General features: G+C 68.3%; 24 protein-coding genes and 2 tRNA genes. 12 read left to right on the plus strand and 14 right to left on the minus strand.

Annotated elements, in window-relative coordinates; all coding sequences use genetic code 11:
- The first annotated feature begins 48 nt into the window (after positions 1-48).
- The gene (locus NJ1_RS28040) at positions 49-624 is read left to right on the plus strand and encodes a helix-turn-helix domain-containing protein (protein ID WP_067699775.1); all 576 of its coding nucleotides are present in this window, start codon (positions 49-51) and stop codon (positions 622-624) included.
- Positions 625-627: 3 nt separating this feature from the next.
- On the opposite strand, the gene NJ1_RS28045 is transcribed toward NJ1_RS28040, so the two are convergent.
- On the minus strand, positions 628-1,356 hold the full coding sequence (locus tag NJ1_RS28045) for an HNH endonuclease (RefSeq protein ID WP_174557128.1): 729 nt from the start codon (positions 1,354-1,356) through the stop codon (positions 628-630).
- Positions 1,357-1,904: 548 nt separating this feature from the next.
- On the opposite strand from NJ1_RS28045, the gene NJ1_RS28050 reads away from it, so the two are divergent.
- The 5 genes from NJ1_RS28050 to NJ1_RS28070 all read left to right on the plus strand — a co-directional run bounded on the left by NJ1_RS28050 (position 1,905) and on the right by NJ1_RS28070 (position 5,562).
- Positions 1,905-2,321 (plus strand): globin, encoded by a 417-nt coding sequence (locus NJ1_RS28050; protein ID WP_067699778.1) that lies wholly within the window; start codon positions 1,905-1,907, stop codon positions 2,319-2,321.
- Positions 2,322-2,454: 133 nt separating this feature from the next.
- Entirely contained in the window at positions 2,455-4,068 is a 1,614-nt protein-coding gene (locus tag NJ1_RS28055) for a glycoside hydrolase family 13 protein (RefSeq protein ID WP_422615786.1), read from the plus strand.
- A 77-nt stretch (positions 4,069-4,145) separates the two neighbouring features.
- Positions 4,146-4,427 (plus strand): aa3-type cytochrome oxidase subunit CtaJ, encoded by a 282-nt coding sequence (gene ctaJ, locus NJ1_RS28060; RefSeq protein WP_067699779.1) that lies wholly within the window; start codon positions 4,146-4,148, stop codon positions 4,425-4,427.
- Positions 4,414-4,881 carry a DUF5130 domain-containing protein gene (locus NJ1_RS28065; protein WP_067699781.1) on the plus strand — a complete coding sequence of 156 codons (468 nt, stop codon included), beginning with the start codon at positions 4,414-4,416 and terminating at the stop codon, positions 4,879-4,881. The genes ctaJ and NJ1_RS28065 overlap by 14 nt, the downstream gene beginning before the upstream one ends.
- Before the next feature lie 369 nt (positions 4,882-5,250).
- The gene (locus tag NJ1_RS28070; protein WP_067699783.1) at positions 5,251-5,562 is read left to right on the plus strand and encodes a helix-turn-helix domain-containing protein; all 312 of its coding nucleotides are present in this window, start codon (positions 5,251-5,253) and stop codon (positions 5,560-5,562) included.
- A 291-nt stretch (positions 5,563-5,853) separates the two neighbouring features.
- Here NJ1_RS28070 and NJ1_RS28075 read toward each other — a convergent pair whose 3' ends face one another.
- The 3 genes from NJ1_RS28075 to pepN form a co-directional block, all read right to left on the minus strand.
- Entirely contained in the window at positions 5,854-6,444 is a 591-nt protein-coding gene (locus tag NJ1_RS28075) for a ClpP family protease (protein ID WP_067699784.1), read from the minus strand.
- A gap of 55 nt (positions 6,445-6,499) precedes the next feature.
- Positions 6,500-7,105 carry a ClpP family protease gene (locus tag NJ1_RS28080; protein ID WP_067699785.1) on the minus strand — a complete coding sequence of 202 codons (606 nt, stop codon included), beginning with the start codon at positions 7,103-7,105 and terminating at the stop codon, positions 6,500-6,502.
- 309 nt (positions 7,106-7,414) lie between these two features.
- A complete protein-coding gene (gene pepN, locus NJ1_RS28085) occupies positions 7,415-10,003 on the minus strand; it encodes an aminopeptidase N (protein WP_067699786.1) in 2,589 nt (862 codons plus the stop codon).
- A 318-nt stretch (positions 10,004-10,321) separates the two neighbouring features.
- Between pepN and NJ1_RS28090 the strand changes: the two genes are divergently transcribed.
- A complete protein-coding gene (locus NJ1_RS28090; protein ID WP_067699788.1) occupies positions 10,322-11,158 on the plus strand; it encodes a phosphoribosylaminoimidazolesuccinocarboxamide synthase in 837 nt (278 codons plus the stop codon).
- A gap of 96 nt (positions 11,159-11,254) precedes the next feature.
- On the opposite strand, the gene NJ1_RS28095 is transcribed toward NJ1_RS28090, so the two are convergent.
- Entirely contained in the window at positions 11,255-11,938 is a 684-nt protein-coding gene (locus NJ1_RS28095) for an NAD(P)H oxidoreductase (protein WP_067699790.1), read from the minus strand.
- Between the two features lie 118 nt (positions 11,939-12,056).
- Here NJ1_RS28095 and NJ1_RS28100 point away from each other — a divergent pair, with 118 nt between their 5' ends.
- Positions 12,057-12,983, plus strand: a complete 927-nt coding sequence (locus NJ1_RS28100) for an AraC family transcriptional regulator (RefSeq protein ID WP_218025272.1) — start codon at positions 12,057-12,059, stop codon at positions 12,981-12,983.
- Between the two features lie 239 nt (positions 12,984-13,222).
- On the opposite strand, the gene NJ1_RS28105 is transcribed toward NJ1_RS28100, so the two are convergent.
- The 3 genes from NJ1_RS28105 to NJ1_RS28115 form a co-directional block, all read right to left on the minus strand.
- Positions 13,223-14,509, minus strand: a complete 1,287-nt coding sequence (locus NJ1_RS28105; RefSeq protein WP_218025273.1) for an RNA polymerase sigma factor — start codon at positions 14,507-14,509, stop codon at positions 13,223-13,225.
- A 37-nt stretch (positions 14,510-14,546) separates the two neighbouring features.
- Complete coding sequence (locus NJ1_RS28110) at positions 14,547-14,948, minus strand: YciI family protein (RefSeq protein WP_174557129.1); 402 nt, start codon at positions 14,946-14,948, stop codon at positions 14,547-14,549.
- Between the two features lie 107 nt (positions 14,949-15,055).
- Positions 15,056-16,276, minus strand: coding sequence for an NAD(P)/FAD-dependent oxidoreductase (locus NJ1_RS28115; protein WP_067699842.1), 1,221 nt, complete (start codon positions 16,274-16,276; stop codon positions 15,056-15,058).
- 194 nt (positions 16,277-16,470) lie between these two features.
- Here NJ1_RS28115 and NJ1_RS28120 point away from each other — a divergent pair, with 194 nt between their 5' ends.
- Positions 16,471-17,115, plus strand: coding sequence for a mycothiol-dependent nitroreductase Rv2466c family protein (locus NJ1_RS28120; RefSeq protein WP_067699795.1), 645 nt, complete (start codon positions 16,471-16,473; stop codon positions 17,113-17,115).
- Between the two features lie 24 nt (positions 17,116-17,139).
- Here NJ1_RS28120 and NJ1_RS28125 read toward each other — a convergent pair whose 3' ends face one another.
- The gene (locus NJ1_RS28125; RefSeq protein ID WP_422615787.1) at positions 17,140-18,258 is read right to left on the minus strand and encodes a M48 family metallopeptidase; all 1,119 of its coding nucleotides are present in this window, start codon (positions 18,256-18,258) and stop codon (positions 17,140-17,142) included.
- 84 nt (positions 18,259-18,342) lie between these two features.
- Complete coding sequence (locus tag NJ1_RS28130; protein ID WP_084478937.1) at positions 18,343-19,350, minus strand: M48 family metallopeptidase; 1,008 nt, start codon at positions 19,348-19,350, stop codon at positions 18,343-18,345.
- Positions 19,351-19,753: 403 nt separating this feature from the next.
- Between NJ1_RS28130 and NJ1_RS28135 the strand changes: the two genes are divergently transcribed.
- From NJ1_RS28135 to NJ1_RS28145, 3 genes are all read left to right on the plus strand, one after another.
- The gene (locus tag NJ1_RS28135; RefSeq protein WP_067699797.1) at positions 19,754-20,224 is read left to right on the plus strand and encodes a ribose-5-phosphate isomerase; all 471 of its coding nucleotides are present in this window, start codon (positions 19,754-19,756) and stop codon (positions 20,222-20,224) included.
- Positions 20,225-20,227: 3 nt separating this feature from the next.
- Positions 20,228-21,040, plus strand: coding sequence for an Fpg/Nei family DNA glycosylase (locus NJ1_RS28140; protein WP_067699799.1), 813 nt, complete (start codon positions 20,228-20,230; stop codon positions 21,038-21,040).
- 405 nt (positions 21,041-21,445) lie between these two features.
- On the plus strand, positions 21,446-21,952 hold the full coding sequence (locus tag NJ1_RS28145; RefSeq protein ID WP_067699800.1) for a hypothetical protein: 507 nt from the start codon (positions 21,446-21,448) through the stop codon (positions 21,950-21,952).
- Positions 21,953-22,062: 110 nt separating this feature from the next.
- On the opposite strand, the gene NJ1_RS28150 is transcribed toward NJ1_RS28145, so the two are convergent.
- The 4 genes from NJ1_RS28150 to NJ1_RS28165 form a co-directional block, all read right to left on the minus strand.
- A complete protein-coding gene (locus tag NJ1_RS28150; RefSeq protein ID WP_157574266.1) occupies positions 22,063-23,349 on the minus strand; it encodes a glycosyltransferase family 87 protein in 1,287 nt (428 codons plus the stop codon).
- A 58-nt stretch (positions 23,350-23,407) separates the two neighbouring features.
- Complete coding sequence (locus NJ1_RS28155) at positions 23,408-24,739, minus strand: phosphatase PAP2 family protein (RefSeq protein WP_422615790.1); 1,332 nt, start codon at positions 24,737-24,739, stop codon at positions 23,408-23,410.
- Positions 24,740-24,981: 242 nt separating this feature from the next.
- A tRNA-Pro gene (locus tag NJ1_RS28160) sits at positions 24,982-25,058 on the minus strand.
- Between the two features lie 50 nt (positions 25,059-25,108).
- A tRNA-Gly gene (locus NJ1_RS28165) sits at positions 25,109-25,179 on the minus strand.
- Between the last annotated feature and the right edge of the window lie 235 nt (positions 25,180-25,414).

Consider the following 25,414-nt stretch of genomic DNA (forward strand, 5'->3'; position numbering starts at 1 on the left):
CAGGTTAGTCAAAGCATCCCGCGACAGCCCGGTAATCTGTGATCCGTCATGACCCAGCCGCCCGACAGTTCCGCACCCGCGTCCCCGCAAGAGACGATCGCCGCCGCCCTGCGCCGTGAGCGCACCGCCGCCGGGCTCTCGCTCACCGAGGTCGCCCGCCGGGCGGGCATCGCGAAATCGACTCTGTCCCAATTGGAATCGGGTTCGGGCAATCCGAGCATCGAAACCCTGTGGGCGTTGTGCACGGCGCTCGATGTGCCGTTCTCGCGGCTGCTGGATCCGCCGAGCCCGCAGGTTCAGGTTATCCGGGCTGGGGAAGGCGCGGTCCTCGCCTCCTCGCAGGCGGAATACCGGACCACCCTGCTGACCGCGTCCCCGCCCACCGCGCGGCGCGATATCTACCGCGTCACCGCCGAACCCGGGCATCCGCGCGATTCGGACCCACACAGCCATGGCGTGGTCGAACACGTCGTGATGGGCGCGGGCCGTGCCATGGTGGGCCCGGCCGAAGCCCCCGTGGAACTGCGGCCGGGCGACTACATCTGCTATCCGGGCGATATGCCGCACGTTTTCGACGCGCTCGAACCCGGCACGTGGGCTCTGCTCGTCAGTGAGTACCGGTAGGGGTCAGGCCGCGCCTTCGCCGAGGTACTGCAACCACGTCGGGTCCAGCTCGGAGCTGGCCGTCAGCAGCCGCCAGTGCGGGCCCTTGGGCGCCACCATCGGATGGTGCACCGTCCAGCCCAGTTCGCTCAGCAGTTTGTCGGCCTTGCGGTGGTTGCACGGCGCGCACGAGGCGACGCAGTTCTCCCACGAATGCGGCCCGCCTCGGCTGCGCGGGATCACGTGGTCGATGGTCTCGGCCTTGCCGCCGCAATACGCGCAGCGATAGCGGTCGCGATGCATGAGGGCGGCACGGGTCATCGGCACGCGAGCGCGGTAGGGGACACGCACATAATTTCGCAGCCGGATGACGGAGGGGAGTGCCACCGAGGTGCCGGCGGAATGAACGACCGGGCCTTCGGGACTGTCGTGGACCGTATCGGCCTTGTCGCAGATCAGCAGCACGATGGCGCGGCGCGCGGACAGGGCGGTGAGCGGTTCGAAGGTCGCGTTCAGAAGCAGGACGCGGCGCTTGGCCCAGGTAGAGCCCGGGGCGGGTTCGGGAGGATGATGCCCGGCATAATCGTGTGAGCCTGGATGGGAAGGCTCGGGGTGCGCACTCGCATGGGAGTGCTCGTGATGTTCGGTCAGTAAGTGCAGCGGAGTAGCCCCCGACCCACGATTGTGGACATCGGCGGGCTGGAGTTGTCGATGCGTGCGCCCCTCGTGCCTGGCGCCGTGCCGCTGCTTCATGGGTATACCCCGAATTCGTATTCGTCCGATGGTGTGGTATCTCGGCAGACTGCCACCCAGTTGACCATGGAATGCCGCACATTGCACGGTGATTTCGCACATTGTCGGGCACATTCGGATGAACGGGACGTGACGGTTCGGCACACCCCCCATTCGCCCCGGTGGAAGCCGTATTTCAGCCGCTCGACGGCTGGTTCCGGGACCCTGATGCCAGCCCGTGGAGCAACGGGCAAGTTCGGCACCGCACCGCGGTGTCGACTCACCGACGGCCCAGCTCCCGCCCCGGCGGAACCACCGACGAGTTCGGCCCCGTCCCGGCGAACTCCCCGCCGCCCCGCCGAAACTCCCCGCCGCTCTGTTGAACTCCCCCACACGGCCGACCCGCAAGTTCGGGGCCCGGCTTGATTCTGGACTGACGGAGCGGAGGAGCGAAGCGGGGGAGCGGAGGAGGGAAGAATCAAGCTTGCAGGGCCCCGAACCGGCCGTAGCGAAGCGAAGGCCAGACAATAGAGCCCCCGAACCGGCCGTAGCGAAGCGGAGGCCAGATAATGGAGCGCGTGACTTCGGGCGAGCAAGAAACGGCAACCTCCTTCTACGAGGCGGTGGGTGGCGCGGACACCTTCCATCGGATCGTGGCCTCGTTCTATCGGGAGGTGGCGCAGGACGAGGTGCTGCGCCCGCTGTATCCGGAGCAGGACCTCGGTCCCGCCGAACGACGGCTACGTCTGTTCCTGGAGCAGTACTGGGGTGGGCCGCGCACCTACGGCGAGGAGCGCGGGCATCCGCGTCTGCGCATGCGGCACCATCCGTTCAAGGTCGGACCGATCGAACGTGACGCGTGGCTGCGGGCCATGCACATCGCGGTGGCCGAGATCGAGCCCTCGGTGCTGGACGAGCCGCACCGCAAGCAGTTGCTCGACTACTTCGAGATGGCCGCCAATTCGCTCATGAACTCGCCCTTCTGAGTTATTTCGCAGAAATCCCAGGCCCCCCAGAGTGTTTCCGGCCGACCGTCTCGTCCGCTGATCATTTGCTGAAACTGGACAAGTGTGGCCGAGGGACCCCGCGCGGCGTCCGGCTTTGGCACTATTACTCGCTGTGACAGATACTTTCGCCGCGCAGCCACCCTCCGGGCCGGATCTGCCTGCGCCCGTGGCGCCCTGGTGGCGATCGGCCGTGTTCTACCAGGTGTACCCGCGCTCGTTCGCCGACTCCGACGGCGATGGCGTCGGTGATCTCGGGGGATTGCGCGAAAAGCTCGGCTACCTGGAGCTTCTCGGGATCGACGCACTGTGGATCTGCCCGGTGATGCGCTCGCCGATGGCGGACGGCGGTTACGACGTCTCCGATCCGCGCGATATCGATCCGCTCTTCGGCGGACTCGCCGCACTGGACGAGGTGGTCGCCGAGGCACACGACCGGGGCATGCGGGTGACCATGGATCTGGTCCCCAACCACACCAGCGAGCGGCATCCGTGGTTCGCGGCCGCGCTGGCGTCGGGGCCCGGGAGCGCGCAGCGGGCGCGGTACCACTTTCGCGACGGACGCGGGCCCGGTGGCGTTGAGCCGCCCAACAATTGGCGCAGCGTCTTCGGCGGTCCGGCCTGGACCCGCGTCGTCGAGGCCGATGGCGTTCCCGGACAGTGGTATCTGCACATCTTCGCCCCGGAACAGCCGGACCTGAATTGGGAAAACCCCGAGGTGGCCGCCGATTTCGAGCGGACCATGCGGTTCTGGCTGGATCGGGGAATCGACGGGTTCCGGATCGATGTCGCGCACGGAATGGCCAAACCCGAGGGCCTGCCCGATATGGCGAACTCCGATACCGGCATGCTCGTTCACGACGACGACGATCCGCGGTTCAACAATCCGGGTGTGCACGAAATCCACCGGCGGCTGCGGAAAGTCATGGACGACTATCCGCGCGCGGTCGCCATCGGTGAGGTCTGGGTGGATGACGACACTCGTTTCGGCGAGTACGTCAGACCCGATGAGCTACATCTGGCGTTCAACTTCCGATTAGCCGAAACACCGTTCCACCCCGACCGGATTCGCGATGCCGTCGACCATTCGCTGGGCGCGGTGGCGGCGGTGGGGGCGAGTCCCACCTGGACGCTCTCGAATCACGATATCGAGCGCGAGGTCACCCGCTATGGCGGCGGTGCGCTCGGGCAGGCGCGGGCGCGCGCCATGGCGCTGCTGGAACTCGCATTACCGGGCGCCGTATTCGTCTACAACGGCGCGGAATTGGGGCTGCCGAATGTGGACGACCTCCCCGAGAACGCATTGCGCGATCCGGTCTGGGAACGCTCCGGGCACACGCAGCGCGGCCGGGACGGCTGCCGGGTGCCGCTGCCGTGGGAGGGAAACCGGCCGCCGTTCTCGTTCACCGCGGGCGCGCCCTGGCTGCCGATGCCGGCGGAGTGGGCGCAGCTCACCGTCGAGACGCAATTGGAGCGGCTCGATTCCATGCTGTCGCTCTATCGGATGGCCATCGAATTGCGATCCACCCGTCCGGAATTCGGCGGGACCGGGTTTCAGTGGTTCGGAAGTCCGCCGGGCTGCCTGGCTTTTCGTCGTGACGGGGGATTGCTGTGTGTGTTGAACGCCACTGATTCGCCGATTCTCCTACCCGCCGGAGAAGTGCTGTTGTCGAGTGTTCCGATTGCCGCGAGAAAACTCCCGGCAAACTCGACTGCCTGGCTGGTTTGAGTAAATTTTGCGCGACACGTGCGCGTGCACGGTTACCGGTCGGTGGACCTGATCCGACCATCGACTACCGTTGTGCCGTGAGCATTCTCCAGACAGTGCTGATCTATGTCGGCATCCCGCTTGCGATCTATCTGGTGATCGCCGGATTGTCGTTCCTCGGTAAGCCGTACCCCGGCAAGAAGCCGGACCACTACGCGCTCGGCGCGAAGTGGACCCAGCCTCCGGTGCTGTGGAGCGCGACCGACGAGGTGACCGGATCCGGGCACCATGACACCGCTGATTCTTCGCATGGCAACCATGCGGCAATCGAATCCGCCGCGGCGGATCTGATCGGAGGCCGGGCAAGTGGCAAGTTCTAATTGGCCTGCGGTGAACGAGGCCGACCTACCCCACGGCTGGGTCGTCACCACCAACGGACGCGTCTCCGGCGTGCACGAGGCCGGCGCGGTCTTCGACGAGGTGCCCTTCAGCGACCGTGAGCGGCTGCTGATGGACAACGCCCTCACCGAGGCCACCCGCGCGACCAAGGTCCGCTTCAACGTCTACATCGGCGATCTCGGCGAGGACTCCGGCCGTGGCGTCGAGTCGGTCTTTCCGGCGACTCCGGAGGCCGCGCGTTCGGTCCTCATCGCGGTCGACCCGAACACCGAGTCCGTCGAGGTCCGCTCCGGTCGCGATGTGGCCGAGCGCGCCAATGACCGGGTCTGCCAGCTGGGCGCCACCGCCGCGCTGAGCTCCTTCCGTCAGGGCGAGCTCATCGACGGCCTGGTCTCGGCCGTGCGCGTGATGGCCGCCGCCATCGGTCGCGTCTGAGTTTCCCGGAACTCTCGGGGCTCCTCGGGGGCTCCAACCCCCGAAACCCCATCTCACGACCCCGTGCCGGATTCCGGCCGGGGTCGTCCTGTATCGCGGGACATTTGTACGCCCTGAGCGTAAGTGGAGCCGGTGCGGACGCCCGGACCTTAGGCTCGGGCCATGTCCGAGTACCCGCGGCTCACAGCGATTCCCGGCGGTCTTGACGAGCGGTCCCGCGACCGGCGGCGCCCGGTGGGCGATCCGCCGGTGGGTGAGGCGCCGGTGGGTGAGGGGACGAATGAGCAGCCGCGCGGGTCTCGGCAATCAACGGGCGAATCCGACATTTCGTCGCCCACTCGCGACGAGCGGACTACGCGGCCTCGCGCAATGCACGCCGTTCGTGAGCCGCTGTGGCGCGAAGTCCTCGGCGAACAGCTTCGTGCCATGCGTCGGGAACTGGGCGAGAAACTCTCCGACACCGCGGGCCGGGCGGGCATCTCACCCCAGTACCTCTCCGAGGTCGAGCGCGGCCGCAAGGAACCTTCCAGCGAGATGATCGCCGCCCTGGCCGGAGCGTTGGGTACCTCCCTCGGCGCACTCACCGGTCAGGTGGCGGGCGAACTGAACCGCCGCCACCTCGCCGCCGTCAGCCCCGCCCCGCGCCGCCACATCACCGGCCCCGTCCTGATGGCCGCCTGATCAAACTCGCCCGAAGTCGCGATGCCGGGCGGACGTGTCCCCGCAACCGCCTGAATCGGCGTGCCCGGCAGATCATCCGCGCGGGCTGCCCGCCGCGCGCTGGGCAAGACCTGGCGTGCGTGTGCCGCTGAGGAAGCTCGGGAGGTATCCGGCCACCCCCCATCGTGTCCGACGCCCGGTTCGCGCAGCGTGTTCGCGACCGGCACCCCGAATACCGACCCCACCCTCGCCCTCACCCGGTGCCCGGCGATGCCCGGAGTCTCGGGTCCGGGATCCGACATGCGCCTGGAATCAGTCCCTCGGGGCCAGGACCTGGTCCACGAGGCCGTAGGCCAATGCCGACTCGGGTGTGAATACGCGATCCCGATCGGTGTCGCGGCGCAGGGTTTCCAGGGTCTGGGAGGTGTGCTTGGCGAGGATGGCTTCGATCTCCGCGCGCATTCGGACCACCTCGTCCGCCTGCAGGATCAGATCGGGGATGGTGCCCCGCCCGCTGGCGGTGGGCTGGTGCAGGACCACACGGGCGTGCGGGAGCATCGTGCGCCGACCGGTCGCGCCGCCGGCCAGCAGCACCGCGCCGACCGAGATCGCTTGGCCGACACAGGTTGTCGCCACCGGCGAGGAGATGTGCTGCATGGTGTCGTAGACCGCGAGCATCGCAGACAGATCGCCGCCCTCGCAATTGATGTAGAGGTTGACCTCCTGGCCGGGGCTGTCCGCGTCCAGGTGCAGCAGCTGTGCGATCAGCGCGTTGGCCACCCCCGAATCGATGGGCGTGCCGAGGTAGACGATGCGCTCGGTCAGCAGATGGGAGTAGACGTCCATGATCCGCTCACCGCGCGGATGCTGGGCTATGACATTGGGAATCGTGTAGCTGCTCATCGGATGTCCTCTCCGCGGGAGTGCGGCTGATGGGTGAATGCGTTGCCGCGCGGGATCACTGGTTGATGCCGACCCGGTGGCGCTGCGGGACGACCTGCCAGAAGGATTCGACGATGCCGTCGATGAACCCGTACTCCTTGGCCTGCGCCGCGGTGAACCAGCGATCGTGCAGCGAGTCCTCGTAGATCTGGTCGTACGGCTGGCCGGTGTCCTGCGCGATCAGTCCGAGCACCACCTGCACGGTGTGCCGCAGATCGTCGGCCTGCACCTCGACCTCCACGGCGCTGCCGCCGATCCCGGCCGACCCCTGATGCATGAGGATGCGGGCGTGCGGGAGCGCGAACCGCTTTCCCGGAGTCCCGGAGGACAGCAGGAACTGTCCTGCGCTGCAGGCCAATCCGAGCGCCAGGGTGGAGACCTCGCACGGAATCAGCCGGATCACGTCACGGATGGCCAGCATGGCCGGGACCGATCCGCCGGGCGAATGGATCCACAGCGAGATCGGGGTGTCGGGGTCCTCGGCCGCGAGGGTGAGCAGCTGCGTCATCAGCAGCGTGCCGTTGTCGTCGTCGAGTCCGCCGTCCAGCACCAGAACACGACGGGTGAACAGTTGTTCTCGGGTGCGCCAGTTGAACATCGGCGTCTTGTCGTCGTTTGCCATGAGTCCACGGTGCACCGAGCGGACCCTCGATTTCGCCCCACGCTGCTGTGAGCGGATCCGCTCACAGCAGCGTGGATCTGGGAGCGGTGTGGATCTCACCTCGGTGTGGATGCCGAGCGCCGGATTCGGGGGTCATCTCTCGTGCGCGCCAGGCTGTCGACACCGGAGCGCGGTCTCGGCGTATGCGTCGCGCTCGGGGTCGCCGTATGCCGCCGTGCTTGCGGTAGCCGAGGTATCCGACCGGGGCGAGGTGTCGAAGACGACCGTGGCCCTTCCCGCCGAAACGGGAAGGGCCACAGGTGTTCTCGGCTATCGGGCGTCGAAGGCGCGGGCGCGCAGGGAGCGCTCGATGCCCGCCTTGCCCTCGACCACCAGGCGGCGCAGGGCCGGCGGGTGGTCGCCGTCGAGGAACCTGTCGGCGATGCTCACCGCGTCCTCGGTGATGGCCCAGTGCGGGTACAGGCCGATGACGACGGTCTGGGCCACCTCGCTGGAGCGCCGGTCCCACACCGCGGGGATGTCGGCGAAGTAGCGCTCGACGTACGAGCCGAGCAGCTCGTCCTGACCGGCCGGAGCGAAGCCGGTGACGATCGCCCGAGCGGTGATGTTGGCGACGGTGTCGTCGTTCATCACCGTGTTCCAGGCCGCTTCCTTGACCGCGCTCTGGGGCCGGGCGGTGGCGGCGGCAGCGGCGTGGCGGCGGCCCGCGGCGGTGGGGTCGCGCTCCAATTCGCTGTCGATGACCGGGGTTTCGACGCCGTCGGCATCGATGTCACCGGCCGCGGCCAGCGCCTGGACGAGCCGCCAGCGCAGATCGGTGTCCACCTCGAGGCCGGGCAGGCCCGCGGCGGGATCGGCCGCGAGGATCTGCCGCAGCACCTCGGTGTGCCGGGCCGAAGGACGCGCGCCGATGAGCGCGTTGACGAAGGCCAGTTGCTGGTCCGAACCCGCGGCGGCGGCCCGTGCCAGTTCCAGCAGGCGGTCGGCGAACGCGGGCCAGCCGCTGCGCTGTGCCCATTCCGGATCGGCGTACGCGCCCAGGGCGGTCTGGGCCTGCATGAGAAGCCTTTGCACCACGCCGATTTCGGTCTCCGCGCCGACGCCGCTCTGGATCAGGGCGACGAAATCGCGGGCCCGCATCTCGGCCTGGCGGGTCATCTCCCAGGCCGCGGACCAGGCGAGGGTACGCGGGAGCGGCTCGGCGATATCGGCGATGCGCGCCACCACGGTGTCGAGGGAGTCGCTGTCCAGGCGGACCGAGCAGTAGGTGAGGTCGTCGTCGTTGACCAGCACCAGCTTGCCGCGCGGGACGCCGACCAGTTCCGGCACCTCGGTGCGCTCGACGGCCTCGACATCGAGCTCGATGCGCTTGGTGCGCACCAGCTTTCCGTCCTGATCGTCGTAGATGCCGATGGCCAGGCGGTGCACGCGGCGCTCACCGGCGCCGGGCTGTGCGCCCTCCTGCACGACGGTGAACGAGCCGTAGTTGCCCTCGGCGTCCACGGTGAAGTCCGGGCGCAGGATGTTCAGGCCGGTGGTCTTGAGCCACTGCGCGCCCCAGTCGGACAGGTCGCGGCCCGAGGCCTTCTCCAGCGCTCCGACCAGATCACCGAAAGTGGCGTTGCCGTAGGCATGTTCGGCGAAGTAGTCGCGCAGACCCGCCATGAACGGCTCCTGGCCGACGTAGGCCACCAGCTGCTTGAGCACCGAAGCGCCCTTGGCATAGGTGATTCCGTCGAAGTTCACCTCGACCGCGGCCAGATCCGGGATGTCCGCGGCGATCGGATGCGTGGAGGGCAGCTGATCCTGCCGGTACGCCCAGGACTTCTCCACATTCGCGAAAGTGGTCCAGGCATTGGTGTATTCGGTCGCGTTCACCTGGCACAGCACCGAGGCGAAGGTCGCGAACGACTCGTTCAACCACAGGTCGTCCCACCACTTCATGGTGACCAGGTCGCCGAACCACATGTGCGCCATCTCGTGCAGCACGGTCTCGCAGCGGCGCTCGTAGGAGGCGCGGGTGACCTTGGAGCGGAAGACGTAATCCTCCAGGAAGGTGACCGCGCCCGCGTTCTCCATTGCGCCCGCGTTGAATTCGGGGACGAAGAGCTGGTCGTACTTGCCGAAGGCGTACGGAACGCCGAAATTCTCGTGGTAGAAACCGAAGCCCTGCTTCGTCTCGGTGAAAAGCCGCTCGGCGTCCATGAATTCGGCGAGCGAGGCGCGGCAGTAGATGCCCAGCGGGATCTCGCCGTGCGAATCGCTGTAGCTGTCGGTCCATTTCGCGTACGGTCCGGCGATCAGGGCCACCAGGTAGGTGCTCATGCGCGGCGTGGTCGCGAAGGTGTGCTCGAGCACGGTGCCGATCTTGCGACTGGCGGTGATCGCACCGTTGGAGATGACCTCCCAGTCCTCCGGCGCGGTGACCCGCACGTCGTAGGTCGCCTTGAGGTCGGGCTGGTCGAAGCAGGCGAACATGCGCTTGCAGTCGGCGGTTTCGAACTGCGAGTACAGGTAGACCTTGTTGTCGGTCGGGTCGACGAAACGGTGCAGGCCCTCGCCGGTGTTCGAGTACTCACCGTCGGCCTCGACCACGAGGGTGTTGTGCTCGGCCAGCCCGGGCAGGGTCAGCCCCTGGGACTCGTCGTAGCCGGTGACGTCGAGCGCCGTGCCGTTCAGCACCGCCGAGCGGATGCCCGCGCCGACGAAATCGATGAAGGTCTGCCCGCCGGGAGTCGCCGTGAACGTCACCGTCGAGCGCGTGAAGAAGCGATCGTTGCGCGGAGCGTCGGCGCTGGTGGGCTGCCCGGTCAGATCCAATTCGACGCGATAGTTCTCCACCTGGACCGTCGCTGCGCGTTCGATCGCCTGCTCGCGGGTGAGATTCGGTGCGGACAAGGGGGCTCCTTAGCTTCTAAAGAGAACTGATTGCCGTGCGGTGAAGCGACGTCGTGGGCGGCGCTGCCCGCTGTCGTTCGCTGCGCCTCCACCCGGACGTCGGTCCGGAACGATTCTCCACGCGATGTGCGGGCGGGGGCGCGCCGTTGCCCACAATGCCACGTCGCCGGATCCGGTGGCGCCCGCATTACCCGCCCGCTCGGTTCCGCCCGGGTGGCCGGGCGCGGGAAAAGAGCGGGTGCGGGCGGGTTCGCGGCCCTCGGTAGGCTGTGCGGCGGCGGTCGGTCGTGATCGTCGGGCCCAGTACGAGGAGGACCGTTGAAGCACATCCACGCCGGCAAGGTGCGCGATCTGTACGAGGACGGCGATTCGCTGATCCTGGTCGCCTCCGATCGGGTGTCGGTGTACGACGTGGTCCTGCCGACGCCGGTCCCGGACAAGGGCGCGCTGCTCACCCAGCTGTCCAACTGGTGGTTCGGCTTCTTCGCCGACGTGCCCAATCACATCCTGTCCACCACCGACGTGCCCGCGGAGTTCGCGGGCCGCGGTGTGCGGGTCAAGCCGCTGAAGATGCTGAAGGTGGAGTGCGTCGCGCGCGGCTACCTGACCGGCGGCGGGCTGCGCGAGTACCAGAGCACCGGCACGGTGTCCGGAATCGCGCTGCCGCCGGGCCTGCGTGACGGCGACAAGCTGCCCGAACCGATCTTCACCCCCAGCACCAAGGCCGACGAGGGGCACGACGAGCCCATCTCCTTCGCCGACGTGGTGAACCAGGAGGGTCGCGAGGTCGCCGAGCGGCTGCGCGATCTGACCCTGGACCTGTACGCGCGCGGCGCCGAGCACGCCGCGGCGCGCGGTGTCATCATCGCCGACACGAAGATCGAACTCGGCTGGGACGGAGACGTTCTCACCGTCGGCGACGAGGTCCTCACCTCCGATTCCTCCCGCTTCTGGCCCGCCGACAGCTATGAGCCCGGCCGCCCGCAGGCCTCGTTCGACAAGCAGTACGTGCGCGACTGGTCCACCGCCACCGGCTGGAACAAGGAGTACCCGGGCCCCGAGCTCCCCGCCGAGGTCGTCGAGGTGACGCGCCAGAAGTACGTCCAGGCCTACGAATTGATCACCGGCAACACCTGGAACGGCGTCGAGAAGTAGCGGCGGCTCGCTCCCTCGAACCCGCACCCGCCGTCCGTCCGCGCGCCTGAACCGGTGCGCGGACGGTGCGTGAGTGCTGCTCTGCCTCCGGCATATTCAGGCCGAAACCCGATCGCCGGCGAGGAAATCGTCGACGATCGTGCTCGCGCGAGCTTCCAGCGCGGAGTACTGGGCCTCGCGCTCCGCGCCGGTGACCGCGTCCCCGATCAGGAGCTGACCCTGGGCGTCGAGGCGCTGCGGGCGCTCTTCCGCGTCCGGCAGGATGCCGATCCGGGAGTCGGTGAAACCGCAGTAGTAGGCGACGCCCGCGCTGAGCTGGCCTTCCAGGGCGGTGTGCATCAGGGGGGTGATGGCGTCGTCCTCGGCGGCGCCGGCGAGGCCGAGCCAGAGCATGCGCTTGCCGGCCAGGCGGGGCTTGCTGCGGCCGTAGGCGAAGCCGTAGTTCCAGACGCGGTCGATCCAGCCCTTGAGCAGGGCGGGCGGGGCCACCCAGTAGATCGGGAAGACGGCGATCACGATGTCGGCGGCCAGGATTCGGCGCATGTGATCCTCGACCTCGGGGGAGTAGGTCTTCTCGCGGTCGTTCCAGTCGGGCTGATCGGCGAGGGTCATGCGCGGGTCGAAGCCTTCGGTGTGCAGATCGAGCAGATCGATCGCGTAACCCGACGCCTCCAGTTGCCGGACGGTGCGACGGGCGATGTGCGCGGTCAGCGAATCGGCGCGGTGGTGCGCGAGCACGACGAGGGCGGTGCGGGAGCGATCGGTGAGGTCGGATGTCATGACGCTGTCTCCTGGCTGGCGTGGTCCGTGTCGGTCGATATCCAGTAGACCGGGGATGTGGTGGACGATCCATGGGGGAAACCCTCCGATCGATAGGAGTTCGTCTACGCTGGATCGGGTGGACCCCTTGAGTCAGCTGCTGAGCGGTATCCGTGCCGAAGGGTCGGTCGTCAGCCACGCCGTGCTGGAAGCGCCCTGGACGATCCGATTCGCGGACCGCGCACCCATGACCATGGTGACCGTGTTGCGCGGCCGGGGCACGCTGGTGCTGTCGGACGGCTCGCGCACCCCGCTCTCCGCGGGCGATACCGCCATCGTGCGGGTACCCGAGCCGTTCCACTTCGCCGATGACGCCGACTCGATCGGCGGGCCGCACAACGAATACGAGATCGCCTGCTTCGGGCCCGACAGTGGCTGCGCCGCAGAGGATTTGAGCGGCATCCGCTGGGGCAGCGACTCGGCGGACACGACCGCCCTGCTCGTCGGTGCCTATCGCACCTGTGCGCTGCGGCACGAGCGGCTCATGCGTGTGCTGCCCCCGGTCCTGGTGGTCACCGACGATCCCGGTGAGGCCTGCGCCTGGATGGAAGCCGTTGCGATGCAGGCGGTATCGCGCAGCGCCGGTTCACAGGCGATGATGGACCGCCTCCTGGACTGGGGGCTGGTCTGCACCCTGCAGGCGTGGTTCGAACAAGCGGGCTCCGAAGCGCCGACCTGGTATCGCGGTATGAACGATCCGATCGTGGCCGCCGCCCTGCAGGCCATCCACTCCAAGCCGGCCGCGCCCTGGACGGTGGCGACCCTCGCCGCCGAATCCGGTGTCTCCCGAGCGCTTTTCGCCAAGCGCTTCGCCGTCCTGATGGGGAACCCGCCGCTGGCCTACCTCACCGAGATCCGCATGGACGAGGCCGAGGAACTGCTGTCCCGTTCCGATCTGACGGTCGCTCAGATCGCCAGATCCGTCGGCTACGCCGATGCTTTCGGCTTCAGCGCCGCCTTCAAACGCCATCGGGGCATGAGCCCCACCGTTTTCCGCGCCGCCTGAGGGCCGACCCCGCCCGACCCCGCCCGGCCCCGCCCGACCCCGTTCGAGCCCGCTCGAGTTCAGCTGCCCGACCCGCCGCCCGAGCCTGCTCGAGTCTCACCCGCCCGAGTTCGGGCCTGACCCGCCGTGGTCCGATCGTCGAGCGGTGTGGGTGAATTGTCCGGTAGGCGTTCGGCCGTGAGTTCCAGACGTGTCCCCCCGCTCGACTGTGTTCGCCGAACCGGGGCAGGGACAGCGGGTCAGGCGAGTTCGGGGTATTCCCCGGCTTCGCGGGCAGCACGCAACCGGGCGGCGCGCAGCATGAGGTAGTCGCGTTCGGGAGTGCTGCTGGTGCGACGGGCGGCGGCGATGTACGCGGCGATGGCGGCCTCGTGATCGCCCGCCATTTCGTGCAGGTGCCCGCGCACGGCATCGAGGCGATGGGTGCCGGTGAGCACCCCGTCGAGGCTGGCGGCGAGTTCGAGTCCCGCCTGCGGTCCCTGCACCTTCGCGGTGGCGACCGCGCGATTGAGGGTGACCATCGGGTTGTAGGCGACGCGTTCGAGAGCGTTGTACAGCAGCAGGATTCGCGGCCAGTCGGTCTCCTCGACACTGCGCGCCTGTGAGTGCAGGGCGGCGATCGCGGCCTGGATCTGGTACGGGCCGATGAGTCCGGCGGAGACCGAGGCGGTGGCCAGGCGCACCCCCTCGATGATCAGATCGCGATCCCAGAGGCCGCGGTCCTGTTCGGACAGCGGGATCAACTCGCCCTGTGGACCGCTGCGCGCCGCCCGCCGGGCATCGGTGATCAACAGCATGGCCAGCAGCCCGGTCACCTCGGGGTCCTCCGGCAGCACCCGATGCAGCGCCCGGGTCAGGCGGATGGCCTCCGCTGCCAGATCCCCGCGCTGCAAACGGTGTCCGGTCGAGGTGGTGTGGCCCTCGGTGAAGATGACGTAGAGCACGTGCAGCACCGCGCCGACCCGGGCCCGCCATTCCCCGCGATAGCCGTCGGCGTCCGAGTCCGAGGGCATGGCGAAGGGCCGGTCGAGAGTGGCGAGCTTCTTCTTGGCACGTGTGATGCGTTGCGCCATGGTGCTTTCCGGAAGCAGGAAGGCCCGAGCGATCTCCTCGGTGGTGAGCCCGCCGACCGAGCGCAGCGTCAGGGCGACCGCGCTCGCCGGCGGCAGCGCCGGGTGGCAGCACAGGAAGAAAAGGGTCAGCGAATCGTCCCGATCGGGGTCCTCGATACCCGGAATCCCGGACTCCGCGGGCGCGCGGACATCACGAACGGCGTCGGCGGCCTCCCGATGTCGCCGCGCCACCTCCGCGCGGATCTGATCGATCAGTCGTCGTCCGGCGACCTGGATCAGCCAGCCGCGCGGATTGTCCGGGACTCCGTCGTCAGGCCACTGGGTCGCGGCCGCGAGCATGGCCTCCTGGAGTGCGTCCTCGGCGGCGTCGAAATCCCCGTAGCGGCGGACCAGCGCACCGAGGACCTGCGGTGCGAGCTCGCGCAGCAGGGACTCGGTGTCGGGAGCGGACATCATGCGTCGGTGACCGATTCGGTTGTCGGCGCCCGGATTACGCGTCGCTCGCGGGGGCGCTCATGATCGCCCGGACCTCGATGCGCTCGCCGACCGGTTTCCCGCCGGGGCCCGGAGCGGCCGAGGCCTGGGCGGCGATCTCGTAGGCCCGCTCCGGGGAGTCCACGTCGATGATCCAGTATCCGGCCAGGAATTCCTTGGTCTCCGGGAACGGCCCGTCCGTGACGACCGGTGCGGACCGGCCGTCCGAGAACACGACGCGCGCCTCGTCCGGTCCGGCCAGCCCCTGTGCGTCGACGAGCTCACCGGCCCGTGCGAGTTCCGCGCCGAGCACGCGCTGGAAATCGATGTGCGCCCGGATCTCCTCCGGGGTCCACTCGGTGATCGCGGTATCGCAGTACGCGGCCGAGGAGTAGGTCTTGAGCAGCATGTATTTCACGGTCGGCTCCTTGCGGGGTGGATGGTGCGGCAGCTGTAGGTCGGAGCCGAGGCTCGTGATTCGACCGACTCTCGCGCCGAATCGAGGTGAGGTCGATCACCGGCGGCCTACAGCGGCGTCGCGGTATCCGCCAGCGCGGCCGGATCGACCGGTTCGCCGCCCAGGATCAGTTCCTTGATCCGGTCCGTCACGTCCCACACGTTCACGTTCATCCCGGCCAGCACCCGATTGCCGGAGTCCAGCCAGAACGCCACGAACTCCCGCTTGCCGAGATCGCCGCGCACCACGACGTGTGCGTCCTGCGGATTCGCCACGTATCCCGTGTACTCCATGCCGAGGTCGTACTGATCGGTGAAGAAGTAGGGCAGTCGGTCGTACACGGCGGATCTGCCGAGCATGGTGGCCGCGGCGACCTCGGGCTGATTGAGCGCGTTCGCCCAGTGCTCCACCCGAATTCGCCGCTCCAGCACCGGATGCTGCTGATCGGCGATGTCCCCGACCGCGACGATGTCGGGATCGCTGGTGGCCAGGCTCTCGTCCACCAGCACGCCCTCGGAGGTGGCGAGCCCGGCATCCACCGCGATCTCGATATTGGGTCGTGCGCCGATCGCCACCAGGACCGCGTCGGCCTCGATGCGGGTGTCGTCGGCCAGGCGCACGCCGGTGGCGCGGCCGTCGGCGACGGTGATCTCCGCGACCTTCGTCTCGACTCGCAGATCCACGCCGTGCTCGCGGTGCAGATCGGCGAACACCTGCCCCATCTCGGCGCCGAGCGCGGTCTGCAGCGGTGTGGGCAGCGACTCCAGGACGGTGACCTCCAGCCCGGCATTGCGGGCCGCGGCGGTCACCTCGAGACCGATCCATCCCGCCCCGATCACCACGAGTGTGCGTGCGGTGCGGAACATTTCGAGCAGCGCCTCGGTGTCCTGCGCCGTGCGCAGCGTGTACACGCCCGCGGCGTCGGCTCCGGGGATCGGGAGCTTGCGCGGGCGGGATCCGGTGGCCAGCGCCAGTTTGTCGTACGAGAGCGTCGTACCGTCCGGCAGCGCAATGGTTTTCGTCGCGCGGTCGATACCGGTGACGGTGGTGCCGAGCAGGACGTCGATGTGATGATCGCGATACCACTGCGCGGAGTCGACGGTGGCGTCCTCGGGCGTCTTCTTGCCCAGCAGCACCTCCTTGGACAGCGGCGGCCGCTCGTACGGCAGCCGCTCCTCCGCGCTGATCAGGTGCACCGTGCCGTCGAAATCATTGGCGCGCAATGCCTCGGCGAGCTTGGCTGCCGCGAGGCCGCCGCCCGCGATGACGAACCTGTTTGCCGTTGTCATGTCGCAGTGCTCCTTCGTGTACATCTCTGCGCCACGACGGGCGCAGCACTGACGTTGAGGACTGTGAAGGCCGAATACCCGACACTAACGTGATGCCGGAACCCGGGAGCGGAAATATCCGCGAGAATCCCGGTTGTTGCGCATGGAGTACGGCCGCACGCCCGGCCCGCGATGCTTTGCGAAAGGAACACGCTGTGAGTGACACCAAGAAGGACCGGGTCGATTTCTGGTTCGATCCGTTGTGCCCGTGGTGCTGGATCACTTCCCGCTGGATTCTCGAGGTCGAGCAGGTCCGCGATATCGAGGTGAACTTCCACGTCATGAGCCTGTCGGTGCTGAACGAGGGCCGCGACGGGCTGCCCGAGCAGTACAAGGAGCTGCTCGCGTCCGGCTGGGGTCCGGTGCGGGTCGCTATCGCCGCGGCGCAGAAGAACGGTGACGAGGTGCTGCCCGCGCTGTACACCGCGATGGGCACCCGGCTGCACGATCGCCGTGCCGAGTACGAGACGGACGGTCCGCGCGAGGACCTGCTGAACCGGGTGATCGCCGAATCGCTGGCCGAGGTCGGACTGCCGGCCGAGCTGGCCGAGGCCGCCTCGAGCACCGAGTACGACGAGGCGCTGCGGGTATCGCATCACGCCGGCATGGACAAGGTCGGCCAGGACGTCGGCACCCCGACCATCCACATCAACGGCGTCGCGTTCTTCGGTCCCGTGCTCTCGCGCATTCCGCGCGGTGAGGTCGCGGGCACGGTGTGGGACGGCGCGGTCGCGCTGGCGTCCTACCCGCACTTCTTCGAGCTCAAGCGCAGCCGCGACGAGGATCCGGTCTTCGACTGAGATCGGATCCTCGCCGGGATCGCCTCAGCCGAACTGGTTGTAGCCCTGTCCGCCGTGTCCGCCACCCTGTGGCGGGTACGGCGGGTACGCGCCGTACTGGACCATCGAGCCCTGCGGCGGATGCGCGGTCGGGCTGGGGCGCAGGAACAGTCGCCCGTGCTTGCTGCGATCACGCAGCGCCCACATGCGCCACGTCAGCACCGGATGGCTGGAGAGCGCGTTGACCAGCCACACGAAGAAACCGGTCTCGAGCGCGGCTCGATCGGCCATCTCGTCGAAGCCGACCAGGTTGTTGAGGTACTTGCCCGCCGCCAGGGTCTGCATGGCCGCCGGTGCGCCGAGTGGCCGATTGCAGTAGCCGTGATTGTCGGCCGTGAACTCCTGCGAGCGGATCAGCGAGTTGCCGATGATCGGCAGGAACGGTCCCAGGAACATGCCCAGCTGCCGCCAGTAGGAGACGTGGCCCGCGGCGATGTGCCCGACCTCGTGGCCGATGATGAACGCCAGGGCGTCGGGATTGCGTGCGGCGCCGCCGATTTCGAACAGATCGCTGTACACCGCGACATAGCGGCGGAAGCCGTGTCCGGAGGCGAAGGCGTTGATCTGCCCGTTCCCCAGCACCACATAGGCGTCCGGCACGGTCTTCATCCCGAAGCGGGCGGCGGCCTCCTGCACCATGCGATAGCCCTCGGGGAACTGCGTCGGTGACATCTTCACGCCGTTGACGCGCTGGGTCGCGAACGTCATGCCTCGGCCGATCCAGACCAGCAGCGGTGCGAAGGCGAAAAGCAGTACGTACTGATCGATGTTGCCGGTGATCAGCAGGAGCACCGCGAACGCGTAGGCGATCACGGTCAGCACGACCACGAGCACCAGCAGCCCGATCTCCCAGCTGTGCCGGGCGGGCATGCCGAACGGGGACAGCCCGCGGCCGTTCTGGTGCGGCGGCACCCGCGGTGGTGAATACGGTTGTTGCGGAGCCCATCCCGGTGGTCCGGCCTGCGGGTTCCAGCCGGTCATCCCCGTGACCGGATTCCAGGCCGGATGGCTCCCGGTGGGCGGTTGCCCCGGAAAGCTCTCGGCGTGCGTGCCCCCGTAGGCGTTCGGCGGTGGTGACTGATCGTCGGACGTCATGGAAAGCACTCTATTCAGTTCTGATGACAGTCAGCTGTGATCAGAGCTGTGAACCGCCCGGGGCGCCCGCGGCGGGCGGTTCATCGGGCTGACTCACCGGGCGGGCATCGGACTCCGTGCCGGATGCGGTTGCCGCGGTGCGGGTCGCAGGAAGAGTTTGCCGTGGCGGCTGCGGTCGCGCAGCGCCCACATGCGCCAGGTCTGCACCGGATGGCTGGCCTGAGCGTTGGTGAGCCATACGAAGAATCCGGTCTCGGTCGCGGCGCGATCGGCCATCTCGTCGTATCCGACCAGCGCGTTGAGGTACTTGCCCGCCGCCAGGGTGGACATCGCCCCGGCGGTTCCGGTGTGGCTGTAGGCGTAGCCGTGATTGTCGGCGGTGTACTCCTGCGCCCGGCTCAGGCCCGGACCCAGGATCGGGATGTAGTTCATCAGGATCGAGCCGAACTGCCGCCAGTACGAGGCGTGACCCGCCGCGATGTGCCCGACCTCATGGCCGAGGATGAACGCCAGCGCCTCGGGATCGCGTGCGGCGCCGCCGATTTCGAACAGATCGCTGTAGACGACCACGAACCGGCGGAAGCCGTGCCCCGCGGCGAAGGCGTTGATCTGCCCGTTGCCCAGCTGCACGTAGGCGTCGGGAGCCTTCTTCATGCCGAAGCGGGCGGCGGCCTCCTGCACCATGCGATGGCCCTCCGGGAATTGGGTCGGGGACATCTTGACCCCGTAGACCCGAGCCGAGGCCAAGGTCGAACCACGGAAGAACCACACCAGGACCGGGGCCAGCGCCAGCACCGAGAGGTACACGTTGTCGGTGCCGCGCACCAGCTCGAACACGGCGTACGGGTACACCAGCACGGTGCACACGATCACGATCACCAGCAGGGGGATCTCCCAGCTGTGCCGGGCGGGCAGACCGTAGGGCGACAGGCCGCGGGAGGGCTGGGCGGGGGGACTCTGCGGTGGCTGCGGGCGGTGCGGGGGGAAGCCCCAGCCGGGCGGGCCGTCGGCGGGGTTCCATCCGGTGGGGCCGACGATCTGGACGGTGTGCGCTGCGGGGGCTCGGTCGGCTGTTGGCGCGGGGACGGCGCTGGTCTGCATCACGGGAACCAGGCTGGTCTGTGTCGCGAGAACCGGAGCGGTCTGCATCGCGGGAACCGGGCCGGTCGGTGTGGGGACTGGGCAGGCTGTTGTCGCGGGGACCGCACTGGTCGGTGGTGTGTGGACCGGGCCGGTCGGTGAGGCGTGGACCGGGCTTGTCTGTGAGACGTGGACCGGGGTCGTCGCGGGGGACTGCGTGTCGAGTTCTTCTGGCGGCATGGCGCACCTTCGATCGTTTCCGGGGCGAGGGGTGTGCGCTCGTGGTCGCGGGTATGCGGTGGGAGGGGTCGCATGTGATGCGCGGTACGGGTGCACCCTGTTATTCGTGTTCGGAATCGGATCGCGTTAATGCCGCGACATCCCCCGGTGCGTCGCGGCGCGGCGGCCTGACAGAATCTCCGGCATGCGCGTATACCTGGGTGCCGACCATGCCGGCTTCGAACTGAAGAACATCGTCAAGGCCCACCTCGAGGGCCAGGGCCACGAGGTCACCGACTGTGGCGCTCTGGAATACGACGCCCTCGACGACTACCCGGCCTTCTGCATCGAGGCCGCTCGCCGCACCGTCGCCGATCCGGGCAGCCTCGGCCTGGTCTTCGGTGGTTCGGGCAACGGCGAGCAGATCGCTGCCAACAAGGTCCCCGGCGCGCGCTGCGCCCTGGCCTGGAGCGTGGAGACCGCCCAGCTCGCCCGTCAGCACAACAACGCGCAGCTGATCGGCATCGGCGGCCGCATGCACACCACCGAGCTGGCCCTCGAGATCGTCGACGCCTTCCTGGCCACCCCGTGGTCGGACGAGGAGCGTCACCAGCGCCGCATCGACATCCTCGCCGAGTACGAGAAGACCGGCATCGCCCCCGCGCTCCCGAACTGACCTGTGCCGGAAGGCCATACGCTGCACCGCCTGGCGAAGCTGCATCACTCGCGCTTCGCCGGGGGTCAGGTGCGCGTCTCCAGCCCGCAGGGCCGATTCGCCGACGGCGCGGCCCGCCTGGACGGTTCGGTGCTCACCCGTGCCGAGGCGTGGGGCAAACACCTGCTGCACCACTATGATTCGGGCCTGATCGTGCACGTCCACCTGGGTCTGTACGGCGCCTTCACCGAATCCCCGTTCCCCCTGGGTGAACCGGTCGGCCAGGTCCGCATGCGCCTGATCGGCGGCGGTCGAACCGGAGAATTGTTCGGTACCGATCTGCGTGGCCCGACGGCCTGCGAAATCCTGCTCGAACCCGAAGTCGACGCCCTGACCGACCGCCTCGGTCCCGACCCGCTGCGCCGTGACGCCGACCCCGATCGCGCCTGGCATCGCATCAGCCGCTCCGCGCGCCCGATCGGCGCCCTCCTGATGGACCAGAAGGTCCTGGCCGGAGTCGGCAACGTCTACCGCGCGGAAGTGCTGTTCCGGCACGGCATCTCACCGTACCGCCCCGGGAAATCCCTGACCCGCGACGAATGGGACGCCCTCTGGGTGGACATCGTCGCCCTCATGAAGGTCGGCGTCCGGCGCGGTCGCATGCACGTGGTCCGCCCCGAACACGACCACGGCGCCCCGTCCTACGCCGCCGACCGCCCCCGGACCTACGTCTATCGCCGGGCCGGAGACCCCTGCCGCCTCTGCGGCAGCACCGTCCTGCACTCGGTCATGGAGGGCCGAAACCTCTTCTGGTGCCCCACCTGCCAGCCGAGTTGAGTTCCGGCCCGCCCTGTTCACGCACCACGGCTCGACGCGGGCGGGAAAACGCCGAGATCGGTGGGGGGTGCGCGCATACCCGGACGCCGCTCCTCGCGCAGGCACTGTGGCTTGCCTGCCGATCATGTTGCGGTCCAGTCGTTTCCGCCATCTGCCGACTCCCGTTTCGGGGTGGGTCGATTCGCGGTCCGGTAGAGATTTACTCTGCGGGTTTTTTTCGATGGACCTCCGGGGACATGACTGTTTAGCTCTTGGTCACACGTCCAGGTGATCGCCGGGGCGGACCGTCTCCGATGCTCGAACCGCGTTGTTCCGCAACAAGAGTCGAGCAGCGGCACAGCGGCGGAGTGACGGCCGGGAGCCTGCCTCATCCGCCGGTGAGAATCACACGAGAGCGGCAACTGCATGCGAAACACTCTTCTGATCACCGCGTTCATCGGTATCGCACTCACGGTCGGGGCGGGAGCGGCCACCGCCGAACCGCTCACCGTGGAGACCCCGGCCGACACCGTCGACGCTCCGGCCCTGCCGCCGGGCGAGTCCTGCGCCCAGGGCTTCCTCAGCGGCTCGGCCAGATCCGGTGCCACCGGTTCGGTCACCGGTTCGGCATTCGGATACCTCGGCGGTTCCTCCGCCGGACCGCAGGCCGGATCCGCCGCCGGCCTGTCCAATGGGATCTTCAGCGCTCTGGCCAGCGGGTCCGGCGGCGGTCTCGCCACCTGTGCCCTGAACGAGTTGGCCAACGCCGCACCCGACACCCTCACCGGCTCGACCAGCGGTCCGGGAAAGGGATACCTGACAGGCTCCGCCAGCGGATTCAACTCCGGTTCGAAGGGCGGGCTGCCGAGCGGGCTCGGGATGAGCGTGCTGTCGGGTCTGTTCGGTGCGGCGACCAGCGGATCGGGTAGGTAGTCGGACTCGGCATCGATCCGCGAGCCGGGGCCGAGTCGCCTCGACTCCGGATCGACGCCGGGCGTTCGATCGTGGCCGGCTGCCCGAAAACTCTTCCGGTGCGCGAGTTCTCAGCCGAGACGAACCTCGGTCCGCGGGCGGGTGCGGTGGCGGATGAGGTGGGTCAGGCCGGTGATCAGCAGGGCTATGGCCGCGAGGATGTAGATGTCGCCGGGGATGTGCTGCCACCAGTGCCAGGCGAGTTCTCGGTGTTTGCCGTTGGGGACCAGGCCGGGCCCGATGAGGAAGAGTGCGGCGAAGGTGGCTATGGCCGCATAGGGGGCGGCGCCGGAGTGGGAGCTTTTCCAGGCGGCCGCGGTGACCAGGGCGGGGGCCGCCCAGACCCAGTGGTGGGTCCAGGAGACGGGCGAAACCAGCAGCAGGACCGCGGCGTTCACGAGCAGGGCCACCACGGGGAACGCGCTGGCCGGAGGGATGGCGGAGTCGGGGCGCGGGGTCTGCGCGGCGCTGACGAGGTGGTGCATCAGGGCCGCGCCCACGGCGACGACGGCCACGCTCAGAACGAGCCAGATCGCGGTCGCGGCCGAATGCGGCAGGCCCAGGCGGAAGATCATGCCCTTGATGGACTGGTTGCCGACGTAGTCGGGGGAACCGATGCGACTGGTGTCGGTGACCGCGTGCAACCAGTATTGTCGAGATTCGGTGGGGAACAACAGGAATCCGGACAGCACCACGCCCGCCGAGGTCGCCGCCGCGATGCCCGCCGCCTTCCAGTCCTTGCGGATCAGGAAGAACAGCACGAAGGCCGCCGGGGTCAGTTTCACCACCGCGGCCGCGCCGATCAGCAGGCCGCGGGGCCAGCGGGGCTTCTCGGTGAGACAGTCCAGGGCGACGGCCGCCATCAGCACTAGGTTGATCTGCCCGAACCACATGGTGATGCGCACGGGTTCGATCGCCAGCAGCAGCGCCAGCGCGGTGGCGGTGAACGTGGCCTTGCGGCTCGGATCCAGGTCCGGGCGGACCCGGGACAGGACGAGCCAAATGGTCAACCCGAGGCAGCCCAGCGAACTTGCCGTTACCAGGAATTCGGCCAGCCACAGCGGCACGACCGCCAGCGGAATCATCAGCAGCGCCGCGAACGGCGGATAGGTGAACGGCAGATCGGTGTGCCCGCGCACCGGCAGGGTCGGGCCGTACAGTTCGCCGCCGTGCAGCCACGCCTGGGTGACCACGCGGTACACCTGTAGGTCCAGGAACCCGTTCAGCTGCGAGAAGAGCAGAGTCAGGGCCACCGCGAGCAGGATTCCGACGGCGATCGGAATGCGGGGAAGCCTGGTCGGGCCATCGGTTTTCGTTCTGCGCGGCAAACTGCGCTGCCCCGTCCGCATCGTGATCATCAGGGCAGACACTAACCTCTCGGAATTCACATGGCTTGTTCGGATTGCGTTGTGAGAGTTACTGATCGATGGCGGCTTCGGTGCGCGCAGGCATACCACGACCGCCCGCGATCGCCAATCTACTGCCGGGTGGCGCGAACCACGTCGCGTGGAAAAGCAGGGAAACCGCAGCCAGCGAGCCCAGCACGGCGAGTCCGGCGGGCACCGGATAGGTGGCCATGGTGGTGGCCAGGAACCGGAACGACAACAGCAGCCCGGCGAACACCGCCGCGCCCGACGCCACCAGCCGCACCCGGTACCGATTCCAGCCACTGTCCGGATCGCGCAGCGCCGACTCCACCGTCATGCACAGCACCGCGCCCGCCACCAGATCGCAACCGTAGTGGTAGCCGAACCCCAGTGTCGCGAGCAAGGTGCACACCAGCCAGAACGCGCCCGCCCAGCGCAGCCAGCGCGGTGCCTTGCGCGTGTGGATGAACAGCGCTGTCGCCCAGGCGGTATGCATCGAGGGCATGCAGTTGCGGGCCGTGACGGTATCGAACAGCATCGGCCGCGGCGGGTGCGTGAGCGTGGGCAGTACATCGGGCCAGGAGCCGATCTGCAGGCCGTGACCGAGTGGACCGTAGGCGAAGACGGGTCCGACCACAGGGAAGAGCACATAGCCGAGCGGGCCGATCACGCCGAGCACGAGAAAGGTGCGCAGGAGCGTGTGCCGCGGCCACGGCCCTGTGGTGACATGGCGCAGCTGCCACACCGCGACCACCATCGCCGCCACCGGCAGCTGGATGTACACCACGTGCAGCACATGCGAGGGGATCGGGCCCAGGGCTTCGAGCAGCTGCCCGACGAGCCAGGCCGGCTCGCCCAGCGCTCGATCCGCGACCTGCACGTACTGGTCCAGCACCTCGGGCCCGGCCAGGATGCTCACCAGCAACCAGGTGTCCGCGAGTTTCGAGGCCATGATCAACAGCACACCGAACGCGATGGCGGACAGAGCGGTTCGGCGGCGCTGCCCGTCCCAGCGCGCCACCGTGATCGTCAGCGCCGTGAGGACCAGTGTGGGCCCGGTCCCGATCGACACGTGCCAGCCGCACGCCGCCTGCAGCCCCAGTACCAGCAGATCCAGCACCGCCGCCGCGGCCAGGCTCACGACCCTCGCGCGCGCGGGCACGCCGATGCACGCGAGCCCCAGACCTGCCCAGGAGACGCTGGCGGACTGCGGATCGGCCAGGTAGTCGGCCAGCAGACTGCGCAGCGGACCCATGGTCTCGTGCGTCGAGGCCCACACCTGCGCGGCGATCAGCAGGACCATCGCCACGATCAGCCCGGCGGCCGGTACGAACCGGAAACCGAGCCCACCGCCCGACGGCGACGGGCCGGAAACCTTCACATCGGGATCGACCAGCACCGTCAATCGATAACACAGGGGAAACGGAGCCACAACTTCCGGTTACCGCCAGGGGTGGACACGCGGCCTCGGGCACGACGGCACACCGGTCTCCCGCGCGTCGCGGCGAACACGCCAGAGGCATCGAGTGACTTTTCGAATAATGCGATCTCGCTACCGGATTGCTGCGGGGGTGAGAACCGGTGGGAGCACGCGTCCCCGAGGGGCATGCGAGAGGTGAAAGATGGTCGGGGTGACAGGATTTGAACCTGCGACCCTCCGCTCCCAAAGCGGATGCGCTACCAAGCTGCGCTACACCCCGTACCCGTCCGGCCGTGACGACCGGGGCTCCCCGACAGATGAGGGGAAGAGAGCGGGTGACGGGAATCGAACCCGCGCTATCAGCTTGGAAGGCTGAAGTTCTACCATTGAACTACACCCGCATGCACCGCTGTGTCGACGTTGCGTGCGTTCAGCACTGTACCGAACCTCACTCCCAGAATGCCAATCAGGGGGCGTTCGCGCACGTCGGAGCAGGTCGTGTCGGCCGCTCGGCGCGTCGCGCGGAACATGCCGAAATTGGGTGTAACGCGGCAGGGTTGCCAGCGATGAACCGTCCGATCGCCATTCGCGAGGCACGGGAACCTGTTCTGATTAAGGGGTTTTCGATGCCGGGTG

The sequence above is a fragment of the Nocardia jejuensis NBRC 103114 genome (assembly GCF_001613145.1).
Taxonomy (GTDB): Bacteria; Actinomycetota; Actinomycetes; order Mycobacteriales; family Mycobacteriaceae; genus Nocardia; species Nocardia jejuensis.

Excerpts from the sequence above, each read along its gene's own strand:
- NJ1_RS28040 (WP_067699775.1), top strand. The coding sequence starts at position 49 with ATGACCCAGCCGCCCGACAGTTCCGCACCCGCGTCCCCGCAAGAGACG.
- NJ1_RS28045 (WP_174557128.1), bottom strand. The coding sequence starts at position 1,356 with ATGAAGCAGCGGCACGGCGCCAGGCACGAGGGGCGCACGCATCGACAA.
- NJ1_RS28050 (WP_067699778.1), top strand. The coding sequence starts at position 1,905 with ATGGAGCGCGTGACTTCGGGCGAGCAAGAAACGGCAACCTCCTTCTAC.
- NJ1_RS28070 (WP_067699783.1), top strand. The coding sequence starts at position 5,251 with ATGCACGCCGTTCGTGAGCCGCTGTGGCGCGAAGTCCTCGGCGAACAG.
- NJ1_RS28075 (WP_067699784.1), bottom strand. The coding sequence starts at position 6,444 with ATGAGCAGCTACACGATTCCCAATGTCATAGCCCAGCATCCGCGCGGT.
- NJ1_RS28080 (WP_067699785.1), bottom strand. The coding sequence starts at position 7,105 with ATGGCAAACGACGACAAGACGCCGATGTTCAACTGGCGCACCCGAGAA.
- NJ1_RS28095 (WP_067699790.1), bottom strand. The coding sequence starts at position 11,938 with ATGACATCCGACCTCACCGATCGCTCCCGCACCGCCCTCGTCGTGCTC.
- NJ1_RS28105 (WP_218025273.1), bottom strand. The coding sequence starts at position 14,509 with ATGTCCGCTCCCGACACCGAGTCCCTGCTGCGCGAGCTCGCACCGCAG.
- NJ1_RS28115 (WP_067699842.1), bottom strand. The coding sequence starts at position 16,276 with ATGACAACGGCAAACAGGTTCGTCATCGCGGGCGGCGGCCTCGCGGCA.
- NJ1_RS28130 (WP_084478937.1), bottom strand. The coding sequence starts at position 19,350 with ATGCAGACCAGCGCCGTCCCCGCGCCAACAGCCGACCGAGCCCCCGCA.
- NJ1_RS28135 (WP_067699797.1), top strand. The coding sequence starts at position 19,754 with ATGCGCGTATACCTGGGTGCCGACCATGCCGGCTTCGAACTGAAGAAC.
- NJ1_RS28145 (WP_067699800.1), top strand. The coding sequence starts at position 21,446 with ATGCGAAACACTCTTCTGATCACCGCGTTCATCGGTATCGCACTCACG.
- NJ1_RS28150 (WP_157574266.1), bottom strand. The coding sequence starts at position 23,349 with ATGATCACGATGCGGACGGGGCAGCGCAGTTTGCCGCGCAGAACGAAA.